The sequence below is a fragment of the Tahibacter aquaticus genome (assembly GCF_004363655.1).
GTDB classification, from domain to species: Bacteria; Pseudomonadota; Gammaproteobacteria; order Xanthomonadales; family Rhodanobacteraceae; genus Tahibacter; species Tahibacter aquaticus.
In genome coordinates this window covers 514,376-535,490 of sequence record NZ_SNZH01000002.1, presented here as the reverse complement: position 1 = coordinate 535,490, position 21,115 = coordinate 514,376, and the positions used below count along the sequence as shown (strand labels likewise).

Annotated in this window: 12 protein-coding genes and 1 riboswitch; of the genes, 1 reads left to right on the top strand and 11 read right to left on the bottom strand. The window is 62.7% G+C overall.

Annotated elements, in window-relative coordinates; all coding sequences use genetic code 11:
• Positions 1-50 precede the first annotated feature (50 nt).
• Both DFR29_RS05010 and DFR29_RS05005 read right to left on the bottom strand, forming a co-directional pair.
• Complete coding sequence (locus tag DFR29_RS05010; protein ID WP_133817465.1) at positions 51-443, bottom strand: hypothetical protein; 393 nt, start codon at positions 441-443, stop codon at positions 51-53.
• A gap of 513 nt (positions 444-956) precedes the next feature.
• Positions 957-9,869 carry an RHS repeat-associated core domain-containing protein gene (locus tag DFR29_RS05005; protein ID WP_133817464.1) on the bottom strand — a complete coding sequence of 2,971 codons (8,913 nt, stop codon included), beginning with the start codon at positions 9,867-9,869 and terminating at the stop codon, positions 957-959.
• Between the two features lie 52 nt (positions 9,870-9,921).
• Between DFR29_RS05005 and DFR29_RS30285 the strand changes: the two genes are divergently transcribed.
• A complete protein-coding gene (locus DFR29_RS30285; RefSeq protein WP_279571514.1) occupies positions 9,922-10,044 on the top strand; it encodes a hypothetical protein in 123 nt (40 codons plus the stop codon).
• 367 nt (positions 10,045-10,411) lie between these two features.
• Here DFR29_RS30285 and DFR29_RS05000 read toward each other — a convergent pair whose 3' ends face one another.
• The 9 genes from DFR29_RS05000 to DFR29_RS04960 all read right to left on the bottom strand — a co-directional run bounded on the left by DFR29_RS05000 (position 10,412) and on the right by DFR29_RS04960 (position 21,053).
• On the bottom strand, positions 10,412-10,801 hold the full coding sequence (locus DFR29_RS05000; RefSeq protein WP_133817463.1) for a VOC family protein: 390 nt from the start codon (positions 10,799-10,801) through the stop codon (positions 10,412-10,414).
• 244 nt (positions 10,802-11,045) lie between these two features.
• The gene (queF, locus tag DFR29_RS04995; protein WP_133817462.1) at positions 11,046-11,873 is read right to left on the bottom strand and encodes an NADPH-dependent 7-cyano-7-deazaguanine reductase QueF; all 828 of its coding nucleotides are present in this window, start codon (positions 11,871-11,873) and stop codon (positions 11,046-11,048) included.
• A 264-nt stretch (positions 11,874-12,137) separates the two neighbouring features.
• Positions 12,138-12,557: an acyl-CoA thioesterase gene (locus tag DFR29_RS04990; protein ID WP_133817461.1), complete on the bottom strand. Its 420-nt coding sequence runs from the start codon at positions 12,555-12,557 to the stop codon at positions 12,138-12,140.
• Between the two features lie 17 nt (positions 12,558-12,574).
• Complete coding sequence (locus DFR29_RS04985) at positions 12,575-13,534, bottom strand: ribonucleotide-diphosphate reductase subunit beta (RefSeq protein WP_425598822.1); 960 nt, start codon at positions 13,532-13,534, stop codon at positions 12,575-12,577.
• A gap of 379 nt (positions 13,535-13,913) precedes the next feature.
• On the bottom strand, positions 13,914-16,367 hold the full coding sequence (locus DFR29_RS04980) for a ribonucleoside-diphosphate reductase subunit alpha (RefSeq protein ID WP_133817459.1): 2,454 nt from the start codon (positions 16,365-16,367) through the stop codon (positions 13,914-13,916).
• 220 nt (positions 16,368-16,587) lie between these two features.
• Positions 16,588-16,796: riboswitch (cobalamin riboswitch) on the bottom strand.
• Between the two features lie 179 nt (positions 16,797-16,975).
• Entirely contained in the window at positions 16,976-17,464 is a 489-nt protein-coding gene (locus DFR29_RS04975; RefSeq protein WP_133817458.1) for a type II secretion system protein GspG, read from the bottom strand.
• Positions 17,465-17,878: 414 nt separating this feature from the next.
• Complete coding sequence (locus DFR29_RS04970) at positions 17,879-19,177, bottom strand: amidohydrolase (protein ID WP_133817457.1); 1,299 nt, start codon at positions 19,175-19,177, stop codon at positions 17,879-17,881.
• A 113-nt stretch (positions 19,178-19,290) separates the two neighbouring features.
• Positions 19,291-20,379: a cell division protein ZapE gene (zapE, locus tag DFR29_RS04965; protein ID WP_133817456.1), complete on the bottom strand. Its 1,089-nt coding sequence runs from the start codon at positions 20,377-20,379 to the stop codon at positions 19,291-19,293.
• Positions 20,379-21,053 carry an alpha/beta hydrolase gene (locus DFR29_RS04960; RefSeq protein WP_133817455.1) on the bottom strand — a complete coding sequence of 225 codons (675 nt, stop codon included), beginning with the start codon at positions 21,051-21,053 and terminating at the stop codon, positions 20,379-20,381. The genes zapE and DFR29_RS04960 overlap by 1 nt, the downstream gene beginning before the upstream one ends.
• Between the last annotated feature and the right edge of the window lie 62 nt (positions 21,054-21,115).

Below are 21,115 nucleotides of genomic sequence, written 5' to 3'. Positions count from 1 at the left end.
AAGCCCCGCGCAAGGGCGGGGCTTTGTCGTTCTTCTTCTCGCTACCGCACTTACTTCAGCTTGACAGTGATCAGTTCGTAGAACGGCGCAACGGGAGGTGCCGGATAGCGCTTCCCTACCATTGCCTTGGTAAAGCAGGCCAGACTCAGAGCATCTGGCATCGTAAGGAACTCAACGACTGCTCCTTCCGCATCAACGACCGCGACGGCTGAAAACTTTGCCACACCAGCTCGCAGCGCCTTGGCTTCGCACTTGTCGTACACACCACGCCAGAACCGATTGTGGGCTTTGACGAATTCCGCCTCATACGACTTCCCAGGCTCGCTCTTGACCATGGAGAGGTGTTCATTGGCTAGACGAGCCCACCGATCGACATAGTCTTCGCCGCTAGCGCTTGAAGATAGGGCGAGAAGAACTAAAGAAATTAGTGACCAATTCGTCATTTTTTGTTCCTCTACAAGGCAACGCAATTTCCTTGAAGCAGAGCACTGCCCTGCAAGCAACTCACCCTATCAGATTGCTTAGCTGCGCAATTCCACGCCGAACTTGCGGCCCGCTTAGCCGGGTCTATCGCGCTCGCGGGAGAATCTAGCGTACAAGTCGGCACCATACCAGTCATCGTCAAAGCTCATCAGAAGCTTGCGCAACACGTGGCGCACTCGTTCGCTACCATCGGAGTCCAACCAATCGGATAGACGCTGTCGGACCTCGACCCAACGAAGGACATGCATGCAATACTGAACAAGCTCGGGCGGCCCCAAGTTTGGATGAGAAACTACTTGAACAAAGGCGTTGGCTAGATCGACTCTCGACTCCGGATGCGCAAGCACATGAGATAGTACGGCTTCGAAGGCGGGCTCCACTGGTTCTTCAAGGCACTGTGAATCAATGCGCTCTGCCTCTAAAGCAAGTTCGAAGAACCTTCGAACTACATCAGTCGTTGCGTATTCCAACATTTAAAATGCCCTTTCAGTGTATATGCCCTCAACTTCGAAGCCATTCCTTCGGAAAGCATCCTCTGCAGCGTATTGCGCTCCGGGTCCTGAGGGACGGTAGTGGCCTGATGAATTGTCGAGAAGTTTGATGCGGCCTGCGTGGATGCTGACCTCGCCCGCGGCTAGAACAGGTTCTCCCCCAGCCAAGTCGATATGACCTTGGGAAGTATTGTTCCGCCCAACGACGAGCGTTCCATCAGTCTTGACAACGTAGGCCAGTCCCTTTTGACTAATTGTGCGCAGCTTTTCGTTGGGAATGATATTGGCTGCCCGGGGCTGGTCCTCAGGGAAGAGGTTTGGAAATTGTTGAGCATTGGGCATCTGCCGCAGCTCGCCCGAACTGACACTTGGCACTCCCGCTAGCTCTGCGACCAATTCAGTCACACATCGAGCCCCTCCGGTGATCGCGCACCCCGCTGCGAACTCATTTAGTTTCTGAAGTCCGGAGAGGTATTCCACGCCGTGCCGGTTACTCTGCTCACGGATGAAGTCTTTCGCGACAAATCCGGTGTCCTTCCCGAACAGGCTGCGCCGAGAGTTAAGTTCCTTGATAGATGCGTTTCCGGATTTTGACGCGTTATATACTTCGGTACTAGTTACATCTGCGCCATTACTCTCAGTCACGTTTATAGATTCGATCCGGTAGAGCCCCCCATCGCCGGTGCTAGCAACGGCGAAGCGCTCCCCCGTTTCAGTGTCCTCATACACTGAGATGTTGTTGACGTCCTTGCCGTCGAAGGAACAACCGTCCCAGCCTTCGCACTCAACTGCGTAGCCGCTCGGATCTGTCCCCGACAGTGGATTGTTCAAGATGTAGCTATACGGATTCAGGCTCTGACTATTCGTCGGGAACTGGATGATCGGGTCTACGCTAAGGAACCGCCCCGACCGATAGTCATAGCCGCGTCCATTCATATGGATCAGCTTCACCGTATCGATATGCTCGTGGTCGGTGAAACCCCGCCGCGTAGCCGGCCCAAGCTGCAGAGTCGGCAATGTATAGTTATTCGGTCTGGTGACGCCGCCGAGGCCAGGCTCCCGCGGCATGCCGAACGGATCGTAGGAGCGCCGCATCAGGCCATCGACATACGCCGGAGTGCCGGTGTTGACGCCGTTGAAGTGGCCCCAGCGATCGGCCACGGCAATGGTCGAGCCGAGACGGTCACGCAGCTGGTAGTTCGTTATCGAGGGCGATACGACAACGGTGCCTGGCGGCGTGCCGGTGACGCTGCGGGTGTATACAACCGGCCCCAGCTCGATGCGATGTAGCGCAGTCTGACCGCCGTTGGTGACCTCTCGCTCGTAGCCGTCCGCACCGTAAAACAGGGTGACGTTCTCGCCGGTGCGCTTGAAGCGCGCATTGTCCGGTCCGTAGTGATAGTCGATCTGGGAGTTGGCTATCCAGGTATCGCGATGATCGATCCGCGTCGGCAGGTTGGCGCCGTCATAGACGATAGTGCGGTTCTGCGTACCGGTACCGCTGCCGACTTCGCTGGTCTGATTGCCGTTGGCGTCGCATTGGTAGACGCTGGTATGCGTGGGGCTGCTGGCGGGATCGCTAGTCGACTTGAGCGCGTTCGGCCCGCAGCTGTCGCCGGGCAGTCCGCCATAGGTATAGCTGGCGGCAAAATCCGACTTGGCGGTGATATTGCCGACAGCGTCGTAGCCGTAGCTGACAGTCGTCGGAACGACCGGCATATCCACCCAGGACGAGCCGCTCCCCTGGCCCCGCGTGCGATTGACGCTGGTTAGACGCTGCAGCTTGTCGTAGGCGTACGTCTCGACCGTGCGCCCTTGCGGGTCGGCGGCGAGACTACTGATAAACGTATTGGCGTAGCCGCTCTCATAACGCCGCCATATGCGCTCCTGGCTGGCCAGATTGCCCAGCGAATCGTAGCTGTAGGCGAATTCGTCCACATTGCCGGTGACGGTCGGCACTTCGTAAAGGCGCCAGGCCTGGCTGCGCATCTGGCCGGTGGCGCGGCTGTAGCTCGCATTGCCGTACAGCGCGTAGCCAAACTGTTCCTTGGTCGGCTTGCCGTAGGCATCGGCTTCGGTCATCGACCACATCGGCGTCATCAGGCGCGCGTCGACGATACCGCTCAGCGAACCATAGCGCGTGTAGCGCTTCCACACGGTCAACGGTTGCGGATTGTCGAGGTAGCTGACCGAACTCAGATAGCCGTAATACGGATCGTAGTGGTACTCGTGGGTCAGCTGTACCGCACCGGGCGTGGTCGGCTCTATGGCCGTCACGCGCTGGAATAGTTGCGTGGTATCGGCCCAGTAGGAATAGCTTTCCGTCCAGATGGGCGTGCTGCCGTCGGGACTGCCGACGGTGAGGCTGCGCTGGCGCTGCTGCTGGGCGAGCTGTCCTTTGGCGCCCGGCGGATCGTATTGCCAGGTATCGAGGATCTTCTGGTCGGCGAGCGTTGCCGGCACGCCCAGTACGGGCTCGCGACGCTGCTGCAGCACGCGCCCCAGACTGTCTCGCTGAGTGACCGTGGTCTGCACGCCACGCGCATCGGTCTGAGTCAGCATCTCGCCGAGGGCGTTGTAGGTGAAGCTCCAGTTGCCCTGGTTGGGATCATGGGAGCTCAGGCGATGACCGAGCGCGCTATACACGGCGCTGATCACGCTGCCTTTGCCGTCGCGTATCGCCGCCACGGCGCCGCCCGGGTTCAGCCAGTAGTCGGTAATGCCTTGCAACGAACCCGCAGGATAGCTACCGGCCAGCGCGTCCTCGGTACGCATCAACTGGCCCAGCGAATTGCTATGACGCTTCACCGCAATGCATAGCGTCGGCGTGGCCGTGCAGTTGACGTTCAACGGGGCAACAGCTATGTCGGTGCGCAGCCCAACATAGCTGTAGTTGCTCACTGTGTCGCCCTGCGTCGCATTGAGCTCGGCCGTCGGTACGCGTTTGCTGCGTACCCGATTGAAGCGATCGTAGGTGAACTGGGTCAGCAGCGGCGATTCTCCCGTGTAGTAGGGCGCCGAACTGCTGATCACCGTCGTCATGTTGTCGTACTTGGTGGTGACGTTGACCCAGCGACCATCGAATCCGCGACTGGCGCGCTTGACCTCGCGTCCAAGCATATCGAACCAGGTCCGCTGGCTCGGGGCGCCATCCTTCACCGTGGTCGCGTAGTAGACGGCCATTTCCTCGCCGCTGCCGACGCCACCACAAGGCAAACATTTCTGCAATGCCACCCTTGCCGTCGGTGCCGCAGGCGTCACGCCATCGGTGCGGAAAAACAGCTGAGCGGTAGGACGGCCGAATTGGTCGTATTCATTCGTCGTCTTAAGGCCGTTGGGATCGGTCGTCGACGTCGGCTGACCGTCGCTGGCCCTGGTCGTGGTAGTCGTAACGTGGTTGAGCGAAGGCGATACGGTACTCAGAACTGCCGTCACGCTCGCCGGGAAATAGCCGTCGTTGCTGTATGCGGTTTGCACCTCGCGTGGCGCACTGATGCCGCTGCCCGTAACGCTTGCGCTGGTCGGCGAACCGAGATTCGGTGTCGGATACGCATAGCTGGTTGTGAACGACTGGCCTGCTACCGAATCGGTAATCGTCTTGCTCGACAGGGTGCGGTTTGCCGTGTTCCAGGAGTAGCTGGTGACCAGCGTCTTCTGCGACAGATCCATCGAAGGCGCAGTGCCGCTGCGCGGGTGATAGCTCACAGTGGTCGAAGTGGTCGAACTCAAAAGCTTGTTGAACCACCACTGGCCGAGCGGGCCAATCGACGTGTCGTAATTATTGACTGTGATCGTCTCGTGCGCGGCAACGAAGTATTTGTCGCCATTGGCATTGCCGTTGCCGTCTTTGCTGACTGTGCGCGTGTAACGCAGATTGCCGTACTGGCTCCAGCCGGATGCGGTCGAATTCGGCTCGTAGTTGAAGGTGTTGGACTGGCCAAGAGGGAATTGCGTACCGGCTTCCGCGGCGGCCAGGTCGTAGCTGAACTTGCTGCTGGCATTGAGGAAAGGCCAGTAAATCGTGGTGTGGGCCGGCGCATTGCCGTCCTGGCCAGGGCATGCGTTCGTGATATTGGACAGATTGCAGCGCCAATCGAAGGTCTCCAGCGAAAGCAGGCCAGTCGAAGTGCTGACACCGGGCAGACGGGTCTCGATACTTTCGATACGCCCCGTCAACGGAAATTTCTGATGGAAGGTCGTTGCCGTACGCACGATGCGGCTGGTAGGCCCGGCGCCTTCGGCGCTGATCTTGCGGAAACCCTGGAAGCCGCGGCCGCCGGAGTTGTACATCGCACCTTCGTAGGCGTAGCGCTGGCTGCGACCACCGAAGATCGCGAGGCTGCCGGTCACGGCACCGTTGGACCGACCGAGCACCGCAACAACCGGCATGGACGACTGGAACAGGAAATGCCGGCTGTCGACGTAGTCTGCGTCGATCTTGTACAGCGGGAAATCGCTGCCGCGTCCCGCACTGCTGGATAACGGAAAATAGTCCCAGGACGCCTGGTCGCCGAGGGCATCGGTCGCCTTCACCATCATGTCCGGGAACATCGGTGCAAGGTTGGTACGTACGCCATCGCCCCGATTTTCGTTGAGTACCAGGTTCACGACATCGGGATTGACCAGACTGCCGAGCTGGATGGTCTGGGCCGTATCGAGATAGCTGGTGGAGCTACCCGGCCCAGCCGTACCGCCCGCGGCCAGTTCGCAGGTGTTTTCCGGATAGTGCAGGGTGCGCTTGAACGGACAACCGGCATCGCCGACGACATCGGCCAGCCCGTCGCCGAAATAGTCGTCGGCGCGGCCACGCTGCGAACCCAGCACCGAATTGCCAGCGATGATCGGCGTTTCGTCGACCTGCAGGCGGAAGGTATTGGCACCGGTCTGCACGAAGCGGATGACGTTGTACTTGTAGCTGCTCGGATCGAACTCGCCCAGGCCCGAGCTGAAGGCATCGGCCCTGGATGGGATGGTGCCGGGATGTTCGCTATAGGTAGAACCGTCTTCGGGTGGCGGCGCAGCACAGACATCGGCCAGGCAAGTGCTGCCGTGGTAAACCTGCTCCGGGCAATCCTCGGCCGGTCGCGCTGGCAAGAACAGATTCGGCGCCAGATAGGCCTTGAAGCACATGCGCGCGGCAAAGTGCGCCGGGTAGAGCAGATCCGCGCGGCCATCCGAATCGATGTCGGTCTGGATCATCTTGCTGAAATAGCGAAACTGCGGCCTTGTCGCGGCTACGCCGCCCTGACTGCCGCTGTAGCGAAGACCGGGGCTGGGGTTGCCAGACGGGCCGACCGGATAGGCGACCGCTGCCATGGTGCCGCCCTTGTTGAGCTGGATCTTCCACGCACCGAAGGGACAAGGCTGGCCTTCGCAGGAACCGCCCGCGCCGGGCAGGTGTGCTATGACGGCATCATCGAGGCCGTCGCCGTTGATATCCATCCAGCGCAGATAGCGTGTGGACGGGTCGAGATTGAGTTGCGCCGACGTCTGCGCCGCGAAGCTCAGCGCCGTGCCATTGAGCTGGCTGAAAACCGCACGCACCACGGCACCATTGCTGTCGGCGACGATGACGTCGGCGGTGCCGTCGCCGTTGAAGTCGGTGACGTGCTGCACGGCCTCGCCGTCTATACCGGCGTATAGCAAGTCGACCTGCTTTGGCGTACCAAAATTGAACGTTGTCGTCGACGTGCTGATGGTACCGGGCTTGAGGTTAAGCAGCACACAAAGTACGGCATAGTCGTTCGGCACGGTTCCCTTGGGGGCATTGCCGACACGTTCGTTGTCGCCGCCACCGCTGCCCGCGTCACAGATACTCAGTGGCGGCAAGCGCACAAGCACATCGGGCGCGCCGTCGGCATTGAAGTCGGCGATGCCTTGCGGGGCAATGGTGCCGCCCGACGGTATGTTGGTCGTAACCACCGAGAAGTAGCTGTTGGCCGATGCGGTGCAGCTCGCCGCCCCACCGCCGCAAGCGTCCGCACCACGACCACCTTTCCATTTATAGATTTTGTTTCCGCTGACGATTTCTGCAATGCCGTCGCCGTCGATGTCGCTGACTTCGCCGACGGGGAAATCGGTAAAGGTCACTGTTCCCTTCGTGACCCGATCGGCAGTCACTTTGGACAGCTGATATTCGCTGCGCCAGACGCCATCGAACCACCTGATGGTGGTCAGCATTTCACGCGTGCCGTCGCCATCGAGATCACCCGTCGGCACGGTGCTCTGGCGACGGTATTCCGGCGTCGCCGCGCTGCTGCCGTCTTCTTGCCACACCGGGTCGGGCATCGGCGCAGGCTGAGGCGCTGAACGGCCAGGGCTGGCACTGACCGCAAACTTACGGCTGGCGAATTCCCAATTACCGTCCGACCAAGTGAATTCAGTCGGATTGCTGCAGGTTTCCGCACCACTGCCGGCTTGTTGACCGCATTCAGTGATACGGCGCAGCAAACTGCGTCCGCTGTAGTTGCTGTAGTCCTTGCCCGAGAAGAAAGTATCGCTGTAACCAAGCATATAGCTGCGCGCCGGGGCACTCGAATCGGGCGAGTAGGTCGAGATTTTCGTGAGCCGCCGCGTCTGCTGCACCGTGCCGCCGGCAAGAGAGGACGAACTGCGATCGTTCGCCTCGTCCCAGGTTGGACGCGGCTCGTAGTCAAACTTGATCTTGCGAGTCGGGATGCTTTGTGCCGATGTCGTGCCCGCCAGCGTGGATCCTGTGTAGCGAATCTGATCCAGCAGTACCTCGCCGCTACCGGCTTCGCCACTCACATAGCAATAGTCCATGAAGTTGCCAGTACGGTCTTCGACGCGGCTCAGCAACCATGCCTGCTCGCGCAGCGGCGAAAGACCAGCCGGCTGCACACGTGGCGCGACACCCGCGCAACTGCTGCCGGAAGGCGCGCAGCCATAACTCGATTTGCGGCCGTCCTTGTATTCCACGGTAAAACAGACATTGCCGCTGGCCAGGCCCGCTCCGCTTTGTACCACCTTGGCGAAACTGTCGATCTCCGTGCGATACCCCGTGCCGGCCGCGCCATAGGCACCGGTGCCAACAATGGCAACGAGGCGCTGGCCATCCAGACAGAGCCGGTCATCCCCATCCATGCGCACGCCGCGCGCCGTGCTGTCCTGATCGAGCGTGCGCGGACAACGCGTGACAGCGCCGCCAGCATCGAGGCTCCAACCCAGGCCGGCGACGCCGTTGCCGCCTCGGCTGTTGTAAGACAGGCCTACGCTGGGCGCCATGCCGTTGCGGCCCGGCGGCACTGCGATCGGCACGCTGTACGTGCCAGCACCGCCGCTGACACCGGCTTCGCCGGCCAGCGCACCGACACTGGCGTCATGTCCGAGTGACAAGTCGTCGAGGTTGGAGATGACCGGTGCTGCCGGCACCTGAATAAAGCCATTTTCACCGGGCGTGGGGCCGACCGCGCGCACTTCGGGCGCTTTGTCGAGCAGCACCGCGCCGGCCTGGCCCGGTATGCCCTGCCACAGCTCGAACTGCACACGATCGCCGTGGTTGAGTATCTGTTCGACGTAACCGAAATCGGCGGAGTCGATCGGCGCCGCGCCATAAGTCAGCGTACCGAGATTGCGGCGCCAGGCCTTGCCGATGCCATTGCCTGCCCAGCTGACGCAGATCGAGCAAGTCGTCGCCGGCGGCAATACCTGGCACACGTATTGGTTGACCGAGATTTCCTGCAGACGATTCGTTCGGGTCACCTCACCGAGAATGGTTTGCGAGGGCGGATCCGCCGATGTCGACGAAGGAGTCAGCAGATACGCCGGCGTGGCGACACCGTTTATCGTTGGCGCACCCGGCACCTTGCCGTTGTTCAGCTTGGTTGTATCGATGAAGAATTCGGTGTGCGCCGACCGGTAATTGGTTTCCGGCTTGAAGCTGCGCGTATACGTTCCGACCAGGATATTGTCGTTGCATTCGGTCGAGGTGGAGCAGTCGTTGAGCGGATAGCCGTTCGGGTAGCCCACGCCGTAGTGAAAGTAGAGGTTGAACGTATCCTGCGACAGCGGCAGATTGCTGAGCAGGCTGACGCGTTGTGCCTGCACGAAAATCGGTTTGCGATTGCCTCCGGCCGCAGGCGGCACTTTGTTGAACAGCAGCCGGACCGCTGCCTCGCCGAATTTGCCGCGTTCGCCGCCAAGGGAAGCCTGCATCACCGTCATGACGACGCCGGGAACCTCGTCCACATCCGGCGCGGGGTTACCAGGGTCCGGCTTGTTCCAGTAGCCGGAAAAGACCTGGCTGACGCTGGGATCGACCGTCAGTTCCTTGTCGAAGACTTCCTGTGTCTCGATCGCGCCGTTGGTCCACGCGTAGTAGGTCGGGTTGAGGCGCGTCATGTCACTGAGGCATTCGTCGACATAGCCAGCTGGCATCAGGCCTGCGGTCTGCACTTCCAGCCAACGCCAGCGCAACCCGACGCGGGATGGATCGTCGCGAAAGAACACCAGCCCGACTTCGCCGACCGGCATCGACGAAATGACACCCGTTGACGACTCGGTGTACTCGTACAGTTGGGCCTTCCAGCGATCGCCGGTCTCGGCAATATCGACCATCTTCGTCGCGAGCCAGGTTGAATGACCATTCGCATTGAAGGTGTACATAAACGCCTTGAGCTTGGTCCGCTCGTCGTTGTAGACCAAGTCCCAACCCGAGCCATAACGCTTGGGGTTCCACCAGCGTCCCGGCTGTGCCAGCGCAACGCCGGACAACCAGGAATCGGTATTTACGCTCGGACTACAGAGCAGCTGCGCCTCGGGCAAGCTGAGGTCGTCCATCGCCTTGGTAGGCGCTGCCGCCAGCAAGGCAAACAGCGCAACTAACCATATGGCGGCACCCGTAAGGCGCGGCCAGCTTCTATCAATACCGTTCATACATTCCCCTGATAATTCGCGGTCTTACGCCAACGCAGTCAGGCGCGCAAAAATGATCCATGCGCTTCTTCAAACCTATCTATCGTCGAACAACGCAGAAGATGATCACCTGCTGCTGCTTTTCATGTCGCTCACCAGAAAACGAACCGGGGAGCCCGGCGCGAGCGTGAGCTGATGTACGTGCCGGGGGGCTAGCATTGCGTGCAGCAGTCGCATCATTCGCGACGGGGAACACAGGCAACAATTCGCACGAACCCAGACTGGCATCACTCCTACTGGCGCGTATTGCGCAAGTCGCGCCGGTACGATTTTTCCTGGATTGGCCTCAGCGGGCCGCCTTGCCAGACTGAAATCGCAGCGCGCGTCGGCACATCCAACGCACCAGTTTTCGCCTATGGATGCACGCTACGGGCTAACGGCGACGGCGACGTACATACTTGCAATATGTTGGGCGACATATGCAGCCCAGCAGCGCAGGTGCCTGCGGGAATACACAGTCGCCGCAGACTCAGTACGCCCGTATTGGCGGAGCCCTTGCTCCCTCACATCAACGGCTGCACCAGGTTGATCAGGTTGCCGCAGGTGTCGTCGAATACCACGGCAATGATCGGTCCCATCGTCATAGGCTCGCTGCGAAAGCTGACCCCGGCGGCCTTCAGTCGCGCCGTCTCCGCGGCAATGTCGCGCGTGATGAACGCAGTGGCAGGAATACCCGCATCGAACAGCGCTTTCTGGTAAACGCGAGCCGGTGGAAAGGCCATGGGTTCCAGCACCAGTTCCACACCGTCGATGCCGTCGGGCGACATCACCGTCAGCCAGCGGTATTCGCCCATGGGGATATCGGCCTGGCGAACAAAGCCCAGTGTGCGTGTATAGAACTCAAGGGCGTGTTCCTGATCCTGTACCGGGATGCTGGTCAGCTTGATCTGCATGGCGTTCACCTGGCCTCTGGTATCCCGACGATAGCCCTGCCGCATGCAATTTAGTAGCTACGAAAATGTAATCATTTCCAAAGCTGGAGTTTGGATTTGCACAGATCGATGCGGCAGTGCGGCAATTGCACAAAGCTGCCGACGGGGAAACCGGTTCACCGGCGTATGCCAGAAGTCATGCCAACAGCGGTCGCAATTGCAAGGACCAGCGCCTGCCCCACGCAGCACGCAGACGACACTGTCGCTACTGCCGCGCCCCGCGTGGATTGTCGATGCGCCACTCCGCCGCGCTGCTGCGAAACGGATTGATGTCGAGTCCGCCGCGCCGGGTATAGCGCGCGTAGACGCTCAGTTCCACCGGCATGCAGCAGCGCAGCAGATCGGTAAAGATGCGCTCCACGCATTGCTCGTGGAAATCGCTGTGCCGGCGGAACGACACCAGATAGCGCAGCAGGCCGGCGCGATCGATGCGCGGGCCGCGGTAGCGGACCTGCACGCTGGCCCAGTCGGGCTGGCCAGTGACCGGGCAGTTGGATTTGAGCAGGTGCGAAACCAGGGTTTCCTCGGCGATCCAGGCGGACTCGGCGACGAGGTAGTCGGGACGCGGCGCATCATAGTCGGCGATGTCCAGCTCCAGCTCGTCCAGGCATTCGCCGTCCAGCTCGGCCAGGCCTTGCGCCGCGACCTGCCCGCCGCTGCGCAGGCTTACCGTCACTTGAGCGCCGGCCGCGGCAGACAGATCGCGCTGCAGCAGGTCGGCAACGGCTGCGGCATCGGCCATGCGCGTTTGTGCAAACGTGTTCAAATATAATTTGAACGATTTTGATTCGATGATATTCGGCGAGGTAGCCGGCACGCGGAATTCCGCCATTGCCACGCGCGGCTTGCCGCGGAGGTCCAGCCAGGACAGTTCGTAGGCATTCCACACGTCGACGCCATGGAACGGCAGGTCGGCCGTCAGGCCCAGCTCGATGCGCTTGGCCTGACGTGGAATCGGAAACAGCAGCGAGGCATCGTAGTCGTCGCGGTAGGCAACGGATTTGCCCAGGGAGGAGTGTTCGGCAGTATTCATGCCGCGCAGTTTAGCGGCTTTGCGCCTGGCTACTCGCTTGCCGGGCAGACTGTCGCCGGAACCGGCCCCCCGGGTTTTGGCCGGGTTGTATCTCCGGCAATCGCCTGCGCCGATGCGACGGCGGTCGAGAACAGAACGCTTTGGCGGGGCACCGATGAGCACGGCGAATTGCGCCGCATGACATGCGACGCAGGCCGGCAGTGGCAGCTTGCGGTGCAATTCGCATTCGCTCATCGCTCCCTACGAATGCGAGTACCCGGCGGATCAGGCCGGCTCGATGGCTGCCGGCAACGGCGTGATCGCGGTCGGCGTGCCGTGCGCGTCGAGCGCGATCATGGTGAAGCGGCCGCGCGTGCACAGGCGCGAATCGCCGGTCAGCGGGTCTTCCGCAATCAGATCCACTTCCACCTGCATGGAGCTGCGCCCGGTCGCAACGATGCGCGCAATCAGCTCCACCAGCTGGCCCTGGCGCACCGGCAGGCGGAAATCCACTTGTTCCGAACGCGCCGTGACCACGGTGCGGCGCGCATAGCGCGTGGCCACGACGAAGGCCGCCTTGTCCATCCAGGCCAGGGCCTGGCCACCGAACAAGGTGCCCAGGTGGTTGGTATGGTCGGGAAACACGATCTCGATCAGGCGTGCCTGGGTTGCACCAGTCGGACTCGCTTCCACGGCCACGTTCATCGGACGCTCCCGCCCCATCAGAACGCCGCGTCGAAGGTGACTTCGCCTTCGACGGCAACCTGGTAGGACGACACGCGCCGCTCGAAGAAGTTGGTCAGTTCCTGCACGTCCTGCAGGTCCATGAAGGCGAACGGATTGCGCGCGTGGTAGCGCTTGGCCATGCCGAGCTGGGCCAGGCGCTGGTCGGCGACGTATTCCAGATACTGGCGCATATCCTTCAGCGACAAGCCGGCAACGCCGCCGGACAGCACGTCTTCGGCAAACAGCTGTTCGCAGGCGATGGCTTCGTCGAGCATCTGCGCAATATCGGCCTTCAGCGATTCGTCGAACAGGTCCGGCTCTTCCTCGCGGGCCACGCGGATCACTTCGAAGGCGAACGCCATATGGCCGGATTCGTCGCGGAACACCCAATTGGTACCGGCGGCCAGGCCGTGCAGCAGGCCGCGCGAACGCAGGTAGTAGACGTAGGCGAACGCGGCGAAGAAGAACAGTCCTTCGATGCAGGCGGCGAAGCAGATCAGGTTGAGCAGAAACTGGCGGCGCTGTTCGCGCGTTTCGATGCGGTCGAGCTTGTCGATCGAGTCCATCCACTTGAAGCAGAACTCGGCCTTGTGCCGGATCGCGGGAATCTTCTCGATCGCGTCGAAGGCCTTGGCACGCGCCTCCGGCTCGGGCAGGTAGGTGTCGAGCAGGGTGAGGTAGAACTGCACGTGCAGCGCTTCCTCGTACAGCTGGCGCGACAGGTACATGCGCGCCTCGGGCGCGTTGATGTGCTTGTACAGGTTCAGCACGAGGTTGTTCGCCACGATGGAATCGCCAGTGGCGAAGAACGCGACCAGGCGTTCGATCAGGTGGCGCTCGGCCGGCCCGAACTTGTTGCGCAGGTCGTTCACATCGAGGGAAAAATCCACTTCTTCCACAGTCCAGGTATTGCGGATCGCATCGCGATACATGTCGTAGAACTGCGCATAGCGCATGGGCCGCAGGGTCAGATTGAAACCCGGATCGAGCAGGCGCGACTGCGGCGGAGTGGACGCGGCGCTGATGCCGATGGCGTGGGACTGATCGAAGGCGGACATGGGCATGGGCTACCGGTTGGTGTGGTGCTTTGGCTTTGGAGCTTTGGCTAGTGAGCTCCCTCTCCCCCAGGCTCGCTTGCGAGCCTGGGGGAGAGGGCTGGGGTGAGGGGGCGGCGCGAAGGATCGCCTCGCCGGCAGGTTTTCGCCAGGCTTGCACCCGATGGTCGACGCGACAAGCAAGCGCTGAGCCTTGCTGGCATTTCCGCCCCCTCGCCTAACCTCTCCCCAAGCAGGCTTGGGGAGAGGGACAAGGAGCAGATCGCCCCGGCCAACGCCTTTACTGGCACGCCTCGCAATACTCCGGATTCTCCAGCGAACAGAACACCGCCGCTTCTGCCTGTTCCTGCGTCGCCACCGGCGCGAGCGCCGGAGCTGCCGCCGCGGTCACCGTGGTCTTGGTGATCTTGGTGGCCGGACGCGAACGCATGTAGTACGTCGTCTTCAGGCCGGCCTTCCAGGCATACATGTACATGGACGACAGCTGGCCGATGTTCGGGCTTTCCATGAACAGGTTGAGCGAGGCCGACTGGTCGATGTAGGCGCCGCGTGCGGCCATCATGTCGATCAGCGAGCGCATGGGGATTTCCCAGGCGGTGCGGTAGATATGGCGCAGGCGCTCGGGGATTTCCTTGATGTCCTGTACCGAGCCTTCGGCCAGCTTGATGCGGTCGCGGATTTCCGCGGTCCACTGGCCCAGCTGCTTGAGTTCCTCGACCAGGTATTTGTTCACCTGCAGGAAATCGCCGGACAGGGTCTCGCGCTTGAACAGGTTGGACACCATCGGCTCTATGCACTCGTAGCAGCCGGCGATGGACGCAATGGTCGCCGTCGGCGCGATCGCGATCAGCAGCGAGTTGCGCAGGCCGCCCTTGCGGATGTTCTCGCGCAGCGCATCCCAGCGCGCCATGTCCGACGGCGTGACGCCCCAGGCATCGAACTGCAGTTCGCCCTGGGCCGCGCGCGTGTCGGCGAACGACGGATGCGCACCGCGCTCCAGCGCCAGTTCGTGCGAAGTGACCAGCGCGTTGTAGTAGATCTCTTCGGCAATGCGCGTGGACAGGTCGCGCGCCTCTACCGAATCGAACGGCAGGCGCAGCTTGAAGAACACGTCCTGCAGGCCCATCACGCCCAGGCCGACCGGACGCCATTTCAGGTTGGAACTGCGCGTGGATTCGATCGGATAGAAGTTCAGGTCGATCACGCGGTCGAGCTGGCGCACGGCGACGCGCACGGTGTCGGCCAGTTTGCCGAAATCGAAGCCGTCGGCATGCATGTGCTGGCCGAGGTTGATCGAACCCAGGTTGCACACGGCGGTTTCGCCCTGCGAGCTGACTTCGATGATCTCGGTGCACAAGTTGGACAAGTGGACGACGTTGCCTTCCTTCGCGGTCTGGTTGCAGGCGCGGTTGGACTTGTCCTTGAAGGTCATCCAGCCGTTGCCGGTCTGGGCCAGCGTGCGCATCATGCGGGCGTACAGTTCGCGCGCCTTGACCTGCTTGCTGGCCAGGCCGGCCGCTTCGGCCTGCTCGTAGGCGGCGTTGAACGAATCGCCCCAGCGGTCGACCAGGTGCGGCACGGCCTTGGGATCGAACAGCGACCACTGCGCGTCGGCCTCGACGCGGCGCATGAACAGATCCGGGATCCAGTTGGCCAGGTTCAGGTTATGCGTGCGGCGCGCTTCGTCGCCGGTGTTGTCGCGCAGTTCGAGGAATTCTTCCACGTCGGCATGCCAGGGCTCGAGGTAGACACAGGCCGCGCCCTTGCGCTTGCCACCCTGGTTCACCGCCGACACGGACGCATCCAGCGTCTTCAGCCAGGGGACGATGCCGTTGGACAGGCCGTTGGTGGACTTGATCAGCGAGCCGCGCGCGCGGACGCGCGTATAGGCCAGGCCGATGCCGCCGGAGAATTTCGACAGCATGGCCACGTCGGCATAGCGCTTGTAGATCGATTCCAGCGAATCGTCGGGCGAATCGAGCAGGAAGCACGAGGACAGCTGTTCGTGCGTGGTGCCGGAATTGAACAGGGTCGGCGAGCTGGGCAGGTAGTCCAGGCTGCCCATCAGACGGTACAGCTCCAGCGATTCGTTGACGTCTTCGCACAGGGCACAGGCGATGCGCAGGAAGAACTGCTGCGGCGTCTCGATCACCTTGCGCGTCTTCGGATGGCGCAGCAGGTAACGGTCGTACACCGTGCGCAGGCCGAAGTAGTCGAAGCGGCGGTCCAGTTCCATGTCCAGCGCGCTGTTGAGCTTGCGCGCATTGGCCTGGACGAATTCGAGCAGGCGCGCATTGATCAGGCCCAGCTCGTGGCCGCGCGTGACCGACTGCGAGAACGCGTGGATTTCCTGGCCGGCCACTTCCTTGGCGATGTATTCCGACAGCAGGCGCGCGGCAAGGCGGCCGTATTCGGGCTCTTCGGTCGTCAGCATCGCGGCGGTGCGGATGGACAGTTCGTCCAGCTCGCGCGTCGTTGCGCCGTCGTAGAGACCGGAAATGGTGCGCGTGGCGACGCGCATCGGATCGATGGAAAACAGGCCGTCGGCGGCGCGGGTGACGGCGCGCACGATCTTGTTCAGGTCGACCGGTTCGCGCTTGCCGTTGCGCTTGGTCACGGCCATGGTGCCGCTGGAATGCGGCGGGGTCAGCGCGAACTGCGGCGCGCGGCTGTCGGATTGGTTGGCGGTGCTGCGAGCGGTGCTGGCGGCGATTTCTTGTTCTGTGGTGCTCATTGGACTCCCTCCGGTGCGAATGGGGCACGGTTGCCGCCCTGCCCGGGGACGGCAAAAACGAAGGGACGGCTACGCCGCGGTCAGGGCCGCAGGCGAGCCACGCCCCCTCGGGCGTGCGGAGTTTTGCAAGGTGGGGGCCGGGCATCGCAAAACCTGAGACAGGCTGCGATTACCGACGACCCGCCTCCCCGCGGAGACTCCCTGGCCGTGACTGCGCGGTGTGCAACGCGCAGTTGTCGGCAGGTATTCGGGCTTGCGGACCTTGAGCCTTGGCAGGCTCAGCCTAGTGGCCATCGCTTCCCAGCTCCCATGGAGCCAGTGCTTTTGATGGCGTTCGTTTCCGCTTACCGCTGCGGGGCAGCTCCGGATTTGCACCGGATTCCCGTTTAATCCCGGCCGTGACCGGGAACCGACCAAACACAAGATATAGAGGTTGACAGCGTGGGGTCAACACAATTGGCTGTGAGTTGAGACCTGGATACGCACTTTCACACGGCGTCGACGCAGGTGCAGTTTTCGGGCTTGACAGCGGTCGCAGGACGGCCAGGCAAGCGGCTCTGCGGCCCTGCACGGACCGCACAAAGGCGGGGCAGCGCGGGGGCCGGATTTCAGCCGCTGCGGCGATGCCACACGCTGCGCAGGCGCCGCACCAACCACCGCCCCGTAAGCACTACCGCCCGTACCACCATGCCCAGCAACAGAAGTATCGCGAGCTGCACCGGCACCCGCCGCCATTCGAATGGCGGCCGATAGCTGGGGCGCCAGGGCTTGTGCGTATCGCCCAGCACGATGTCGTCGGCCGTGCCAGGCCTGCGATCGGCACCGATGGAAAGCAGGCGAAACTCGTGGCCTGCCGACGTGACTGCATAAACGAATGGCTGGCCCCAGTAATCGCGCAAAGCGGATGGGGTCATACGCTGCGGACCATGGCAGCCTGTACTGTCCCGGCTAGGCAGAAGGTCTTCCAGCTGGACCGGCAGCTGCCCACAACGGGCATGGAATGCCTCGATCGCGGACTGCAGCCGCGGCAGGTGGGCTTCCATGACCAGATCGGGGCGACGCGGGCAGTGGATCGTGCTGCCGGCGGCGCCGATCACGCACAGGCTGAGCACGGTAAGGAAGAGTCCGGCCCTGCGCCAGAAATGCTGATTCGGCCGTGGCGGCGACCGTGTCACTGGCTATTGGCCCGAAGCCTCACGCCGCTGGCGCATACGTCCCGCGCCGTGCTTCGGCACGCAATGCGCCAACGAGGCACGACTGCGCGGCTGCAATCAGCAGCAGAGCTATCCAATGCGGTCCGGCCACGGCGACGTTCGCTCCTGCTGCAGGCTTGCCCGTCGACACGCACGCGCATCCTGCCGGCGGCGCAAAGCTGCACGGTGAGCGAATGTGTGGGTATCGAGTGAGACGAAAGGTTGCGGAACTGCGCCGCCGCGACGCAACGCATCGGCGGCGGCGAGCGCATCACAGACCGGAGCCTGCGCGGCAGAGTTCCGCGCAGCTGGGACGGGTTATTTCGCCGGCGTGGCCAAGTAATCGACCGCCGCCTGCAACATCGCCCGAGTGCCCACATCCAGCGATTTTTCGTCGAGGAAGAACCGCGGCGAGTGATTCGGCGCGGCGGTGGCCAGGTCCTGCCCCGGCGGCACCACGCCGACGAAGAAATACAGGCCGGGCACTTCGTCGGCGAAATAGCTGAAGTCCTCGGCGACCATGTTCGGCGGCACGTCGATTACGTTTTCCGCACCGACCGCGCGCTCCAGGCTGGGGCGCATGCGCCGGGTCAGCGCGGCGTCGTTGCGCGTGACCGGGTTCATCGCAGCCGGCATCGGCACTTCCAGCTCCACCTTGGCGCCCTGCGCTGCGGCCACCCCTTCGGCGGTGCGGCGCAGACGGTGGAACAGGTCTTCGCGCATGCCGGCGTCGAAAGTGCGGATGGTGCCTTCCAGCTCGACCTTCTCCGGAATGATGTTGTAGCGCACGCCGCCCTGGAACATGCCGAAGGTCAGCACGGCCGGTAATTTGGAAATATCCATTTGTCGACTGACGATGGTCTGCGCCTGCGACACGATCGCCGCCGCCGTGACGATGGGGTCTACGCCGCGCCAGGGCTGCGCGCCGTGGGTCTGCGCGCCGAGCACGCGGATCTTGAAGCGGTCGGAGCCGGCCAGCAGCGGCCCTTCGCGCACGCCGAGCTGGCCGGCATGCAGGGTATAGAACACGTGCAGGCCGAATACCGCGTCGGGTTTCCAGTCGCGGAACAGGCCTTCCTTGAGCATCAGCTTGGCACCGCCCTCTTCGCCCGGCGGCGAGCCTTCCTCGGCCGGCTGGAAGATGAACATCACTTCGCCGGCCAGGTCTTTCTTCATGCCCGCCAGTGCCGTGGCCACGCCGAGCGCGATCGCCGTATGCGCATCGTGACCGCAGGCGTGCATGACGCCGACGTCCTGGCCGCCGTAGGTGCTGCGCACCTTGGAGGCGAACGGCAGGTCGACTTCCTCGGTCACCGGCAGTGCGTCGATGTCGGCGCGGATGGCCAGGCGCGGACCGGGCTTGCCGCCCTTGAGCCAGCCGATCACGCCCGTATGCGCCACGCCGGTCTTCACCTCGAAACCGAGCTTTTTCAGCTCGGCAGCGATGATCTTGGCCGTGCGTGTCTCGCGGTTGCCCAGCTCCGGATGCTGATGAAAATCGCGCCGCCATTTCAACACCTGATCGCTTACTGCAGCAGCGGCCGTGGCGGTGGTATCGCCGGCCAGTGCCGGAGCGGCGGCCAGGGCAAGCAGCAGGGCGGTACAGATTCGGCGCATGGCTTCAGGTCTCCGCGAAAAATTCGATAGTAGGGCAAGGAATGGCGCGATCCAGCTGGACTTTGGTCATGCGCAAATGCCCGCCCGCAGGTACAGGATGCAGCTGTTGCGGTTCATAACAGGTGCTCGCTCGCGAGATAGTCCTCGCTCTGCATTTCGATCAGGCGCGATTCGGTGCGGCTGAATTCCGCGCGCAGCTTGTAGCCGTCGTAAAGATCGATGATGGGTACCGCGGCGGACAGGATCAGCTTGACGTGGCGGTCGTAGAACTCGTCCACCATCTCGATGAAGCGGCGTGCGGCGTCTTCCATGCCGGGGGTGAACTGGGGCACGCCCGAGACGATGACGGTACCGAAATCCTTGCCGATCTCGATGTAGTCGGCCACCGCGCGCGGGCCTTCGCACAACGGGCCGAAGCCGAACCAGACCACGTCCTCGGCCAGGCGCCGCACCGCGATGTCGCGGTCGTGGACGCGGATCTGCGTTTCGCTGCGCGCGCTGCCATGGCTGATGCGCTGGAAACAGTCGTTCAGGGCGCGCTCCGACTCCGGCCCCAGCGGCGTGTGGAATACGCGTGCCTGGGTCAGCGTGCGCAGGCGCCAGTCCTGAGTTGATACAATTTCCACAACCGAACAATACTGCTGAATCAGCGCAATCGCCGGCAGGAAGCGCTCGCGCTGCAGACCGTTGGCGTAGAGATTCGGCGGCGCCGTGTTCGACGTGGTGACCAGGCTGACTCCGCGCGCGAACAGTTGCTTGAGCAGGCCGCCGAGAATCATCGCGTCGCCGATGTCGCTGACGAAGAACTCGTCCAGGCACAACACGCGCGTCTGCGCGGCGATGCGTTCGGCCACTTCCTCCAGCGGGTTTTCGCGGCCCTGCAGGTCTCGCAGCTGGGCCTGCACCTCGCGCATGAAACGGTGGTAGTGCACGCGTTTTTTCTGCGCCAGCGGCAGGTTTTCGTAGAACAGGTCGATCAGGAAGGTCTTGCCGCGGCCTACGCCGCCCCAGAGATACAGGCCGCGCACCGGCTCGGGCGGGCGCAGGCGCGCACGCAGACGGGCGAACAGGCCGGCCGATTCCTGTTCCAGCAGTTGCGCGGCAATGCGGTCGAGTTCCGCCAGTACGGCACGCTGGGCGGCATCGTCCTGCCAGTCGCGGCGGCTTACGCCGGCGAGGTAGTGCTCGGTCGGACTGGGCATCAGCGCAGCGGTGGCAGGTTGTCGCGCACGCCGTTCTTGACCGCACCACGCAAGTCCATCAGGCGGCGGTGGAAGAAATGGCTGGTGTCGGGCATGCGGACCAGTTGCACCGTCTTGGGCAAGGTCGCCGCCCAGGCGAATACGGCGGCGGGATCGACCACTTCGTCGGCCTCGCCCTGCACGACCAGCCAGGGGCAGTCGGGCAGCTCGATCTCCTGGAAAGCCCAGCGCCCTACCGGCGGCGCAATCTGGATCAGCTGCTGCGGCGCCAGCGACCGGGCACTGCGCAACGCAACGAAGCTGCCGAAGGAAAACCCGGCCAGCCATAATGCGTCTTGCGGCCGTTCGCGGCGCACCCAGGCGGCGAGTGCGGCGAGATCGGCGCTTTCGCCGATACCGTCGTCGTACTCGCCGGCGGAATTGCCCACGCCGCGGAAATTGAAGCGCACCGTGTTCAGGCCTAGCTCCTGCAACGAACGCGCAACCATGGTCACAACTTTGTTGTGCATGGTGCCGCCGTGCAGCGGATGCGGATGGCAGACGATAGCGGTGCCGGCGCGTGCTTCATCAGCGGCTACGTCGATCAGGCACTCCAGCGCGCCGGACGGTCCGGGCAAGGTCAGCGCGGCGGACGCGGCAGGAAAAGCGGGAAAGGTCGAAGAGGATTCGGTCATCGGCCGATTGTATCCAAGCGCCGCTACCGCGGCAGCGCAGCCGAGAGTGGCGCGCAGGCGCG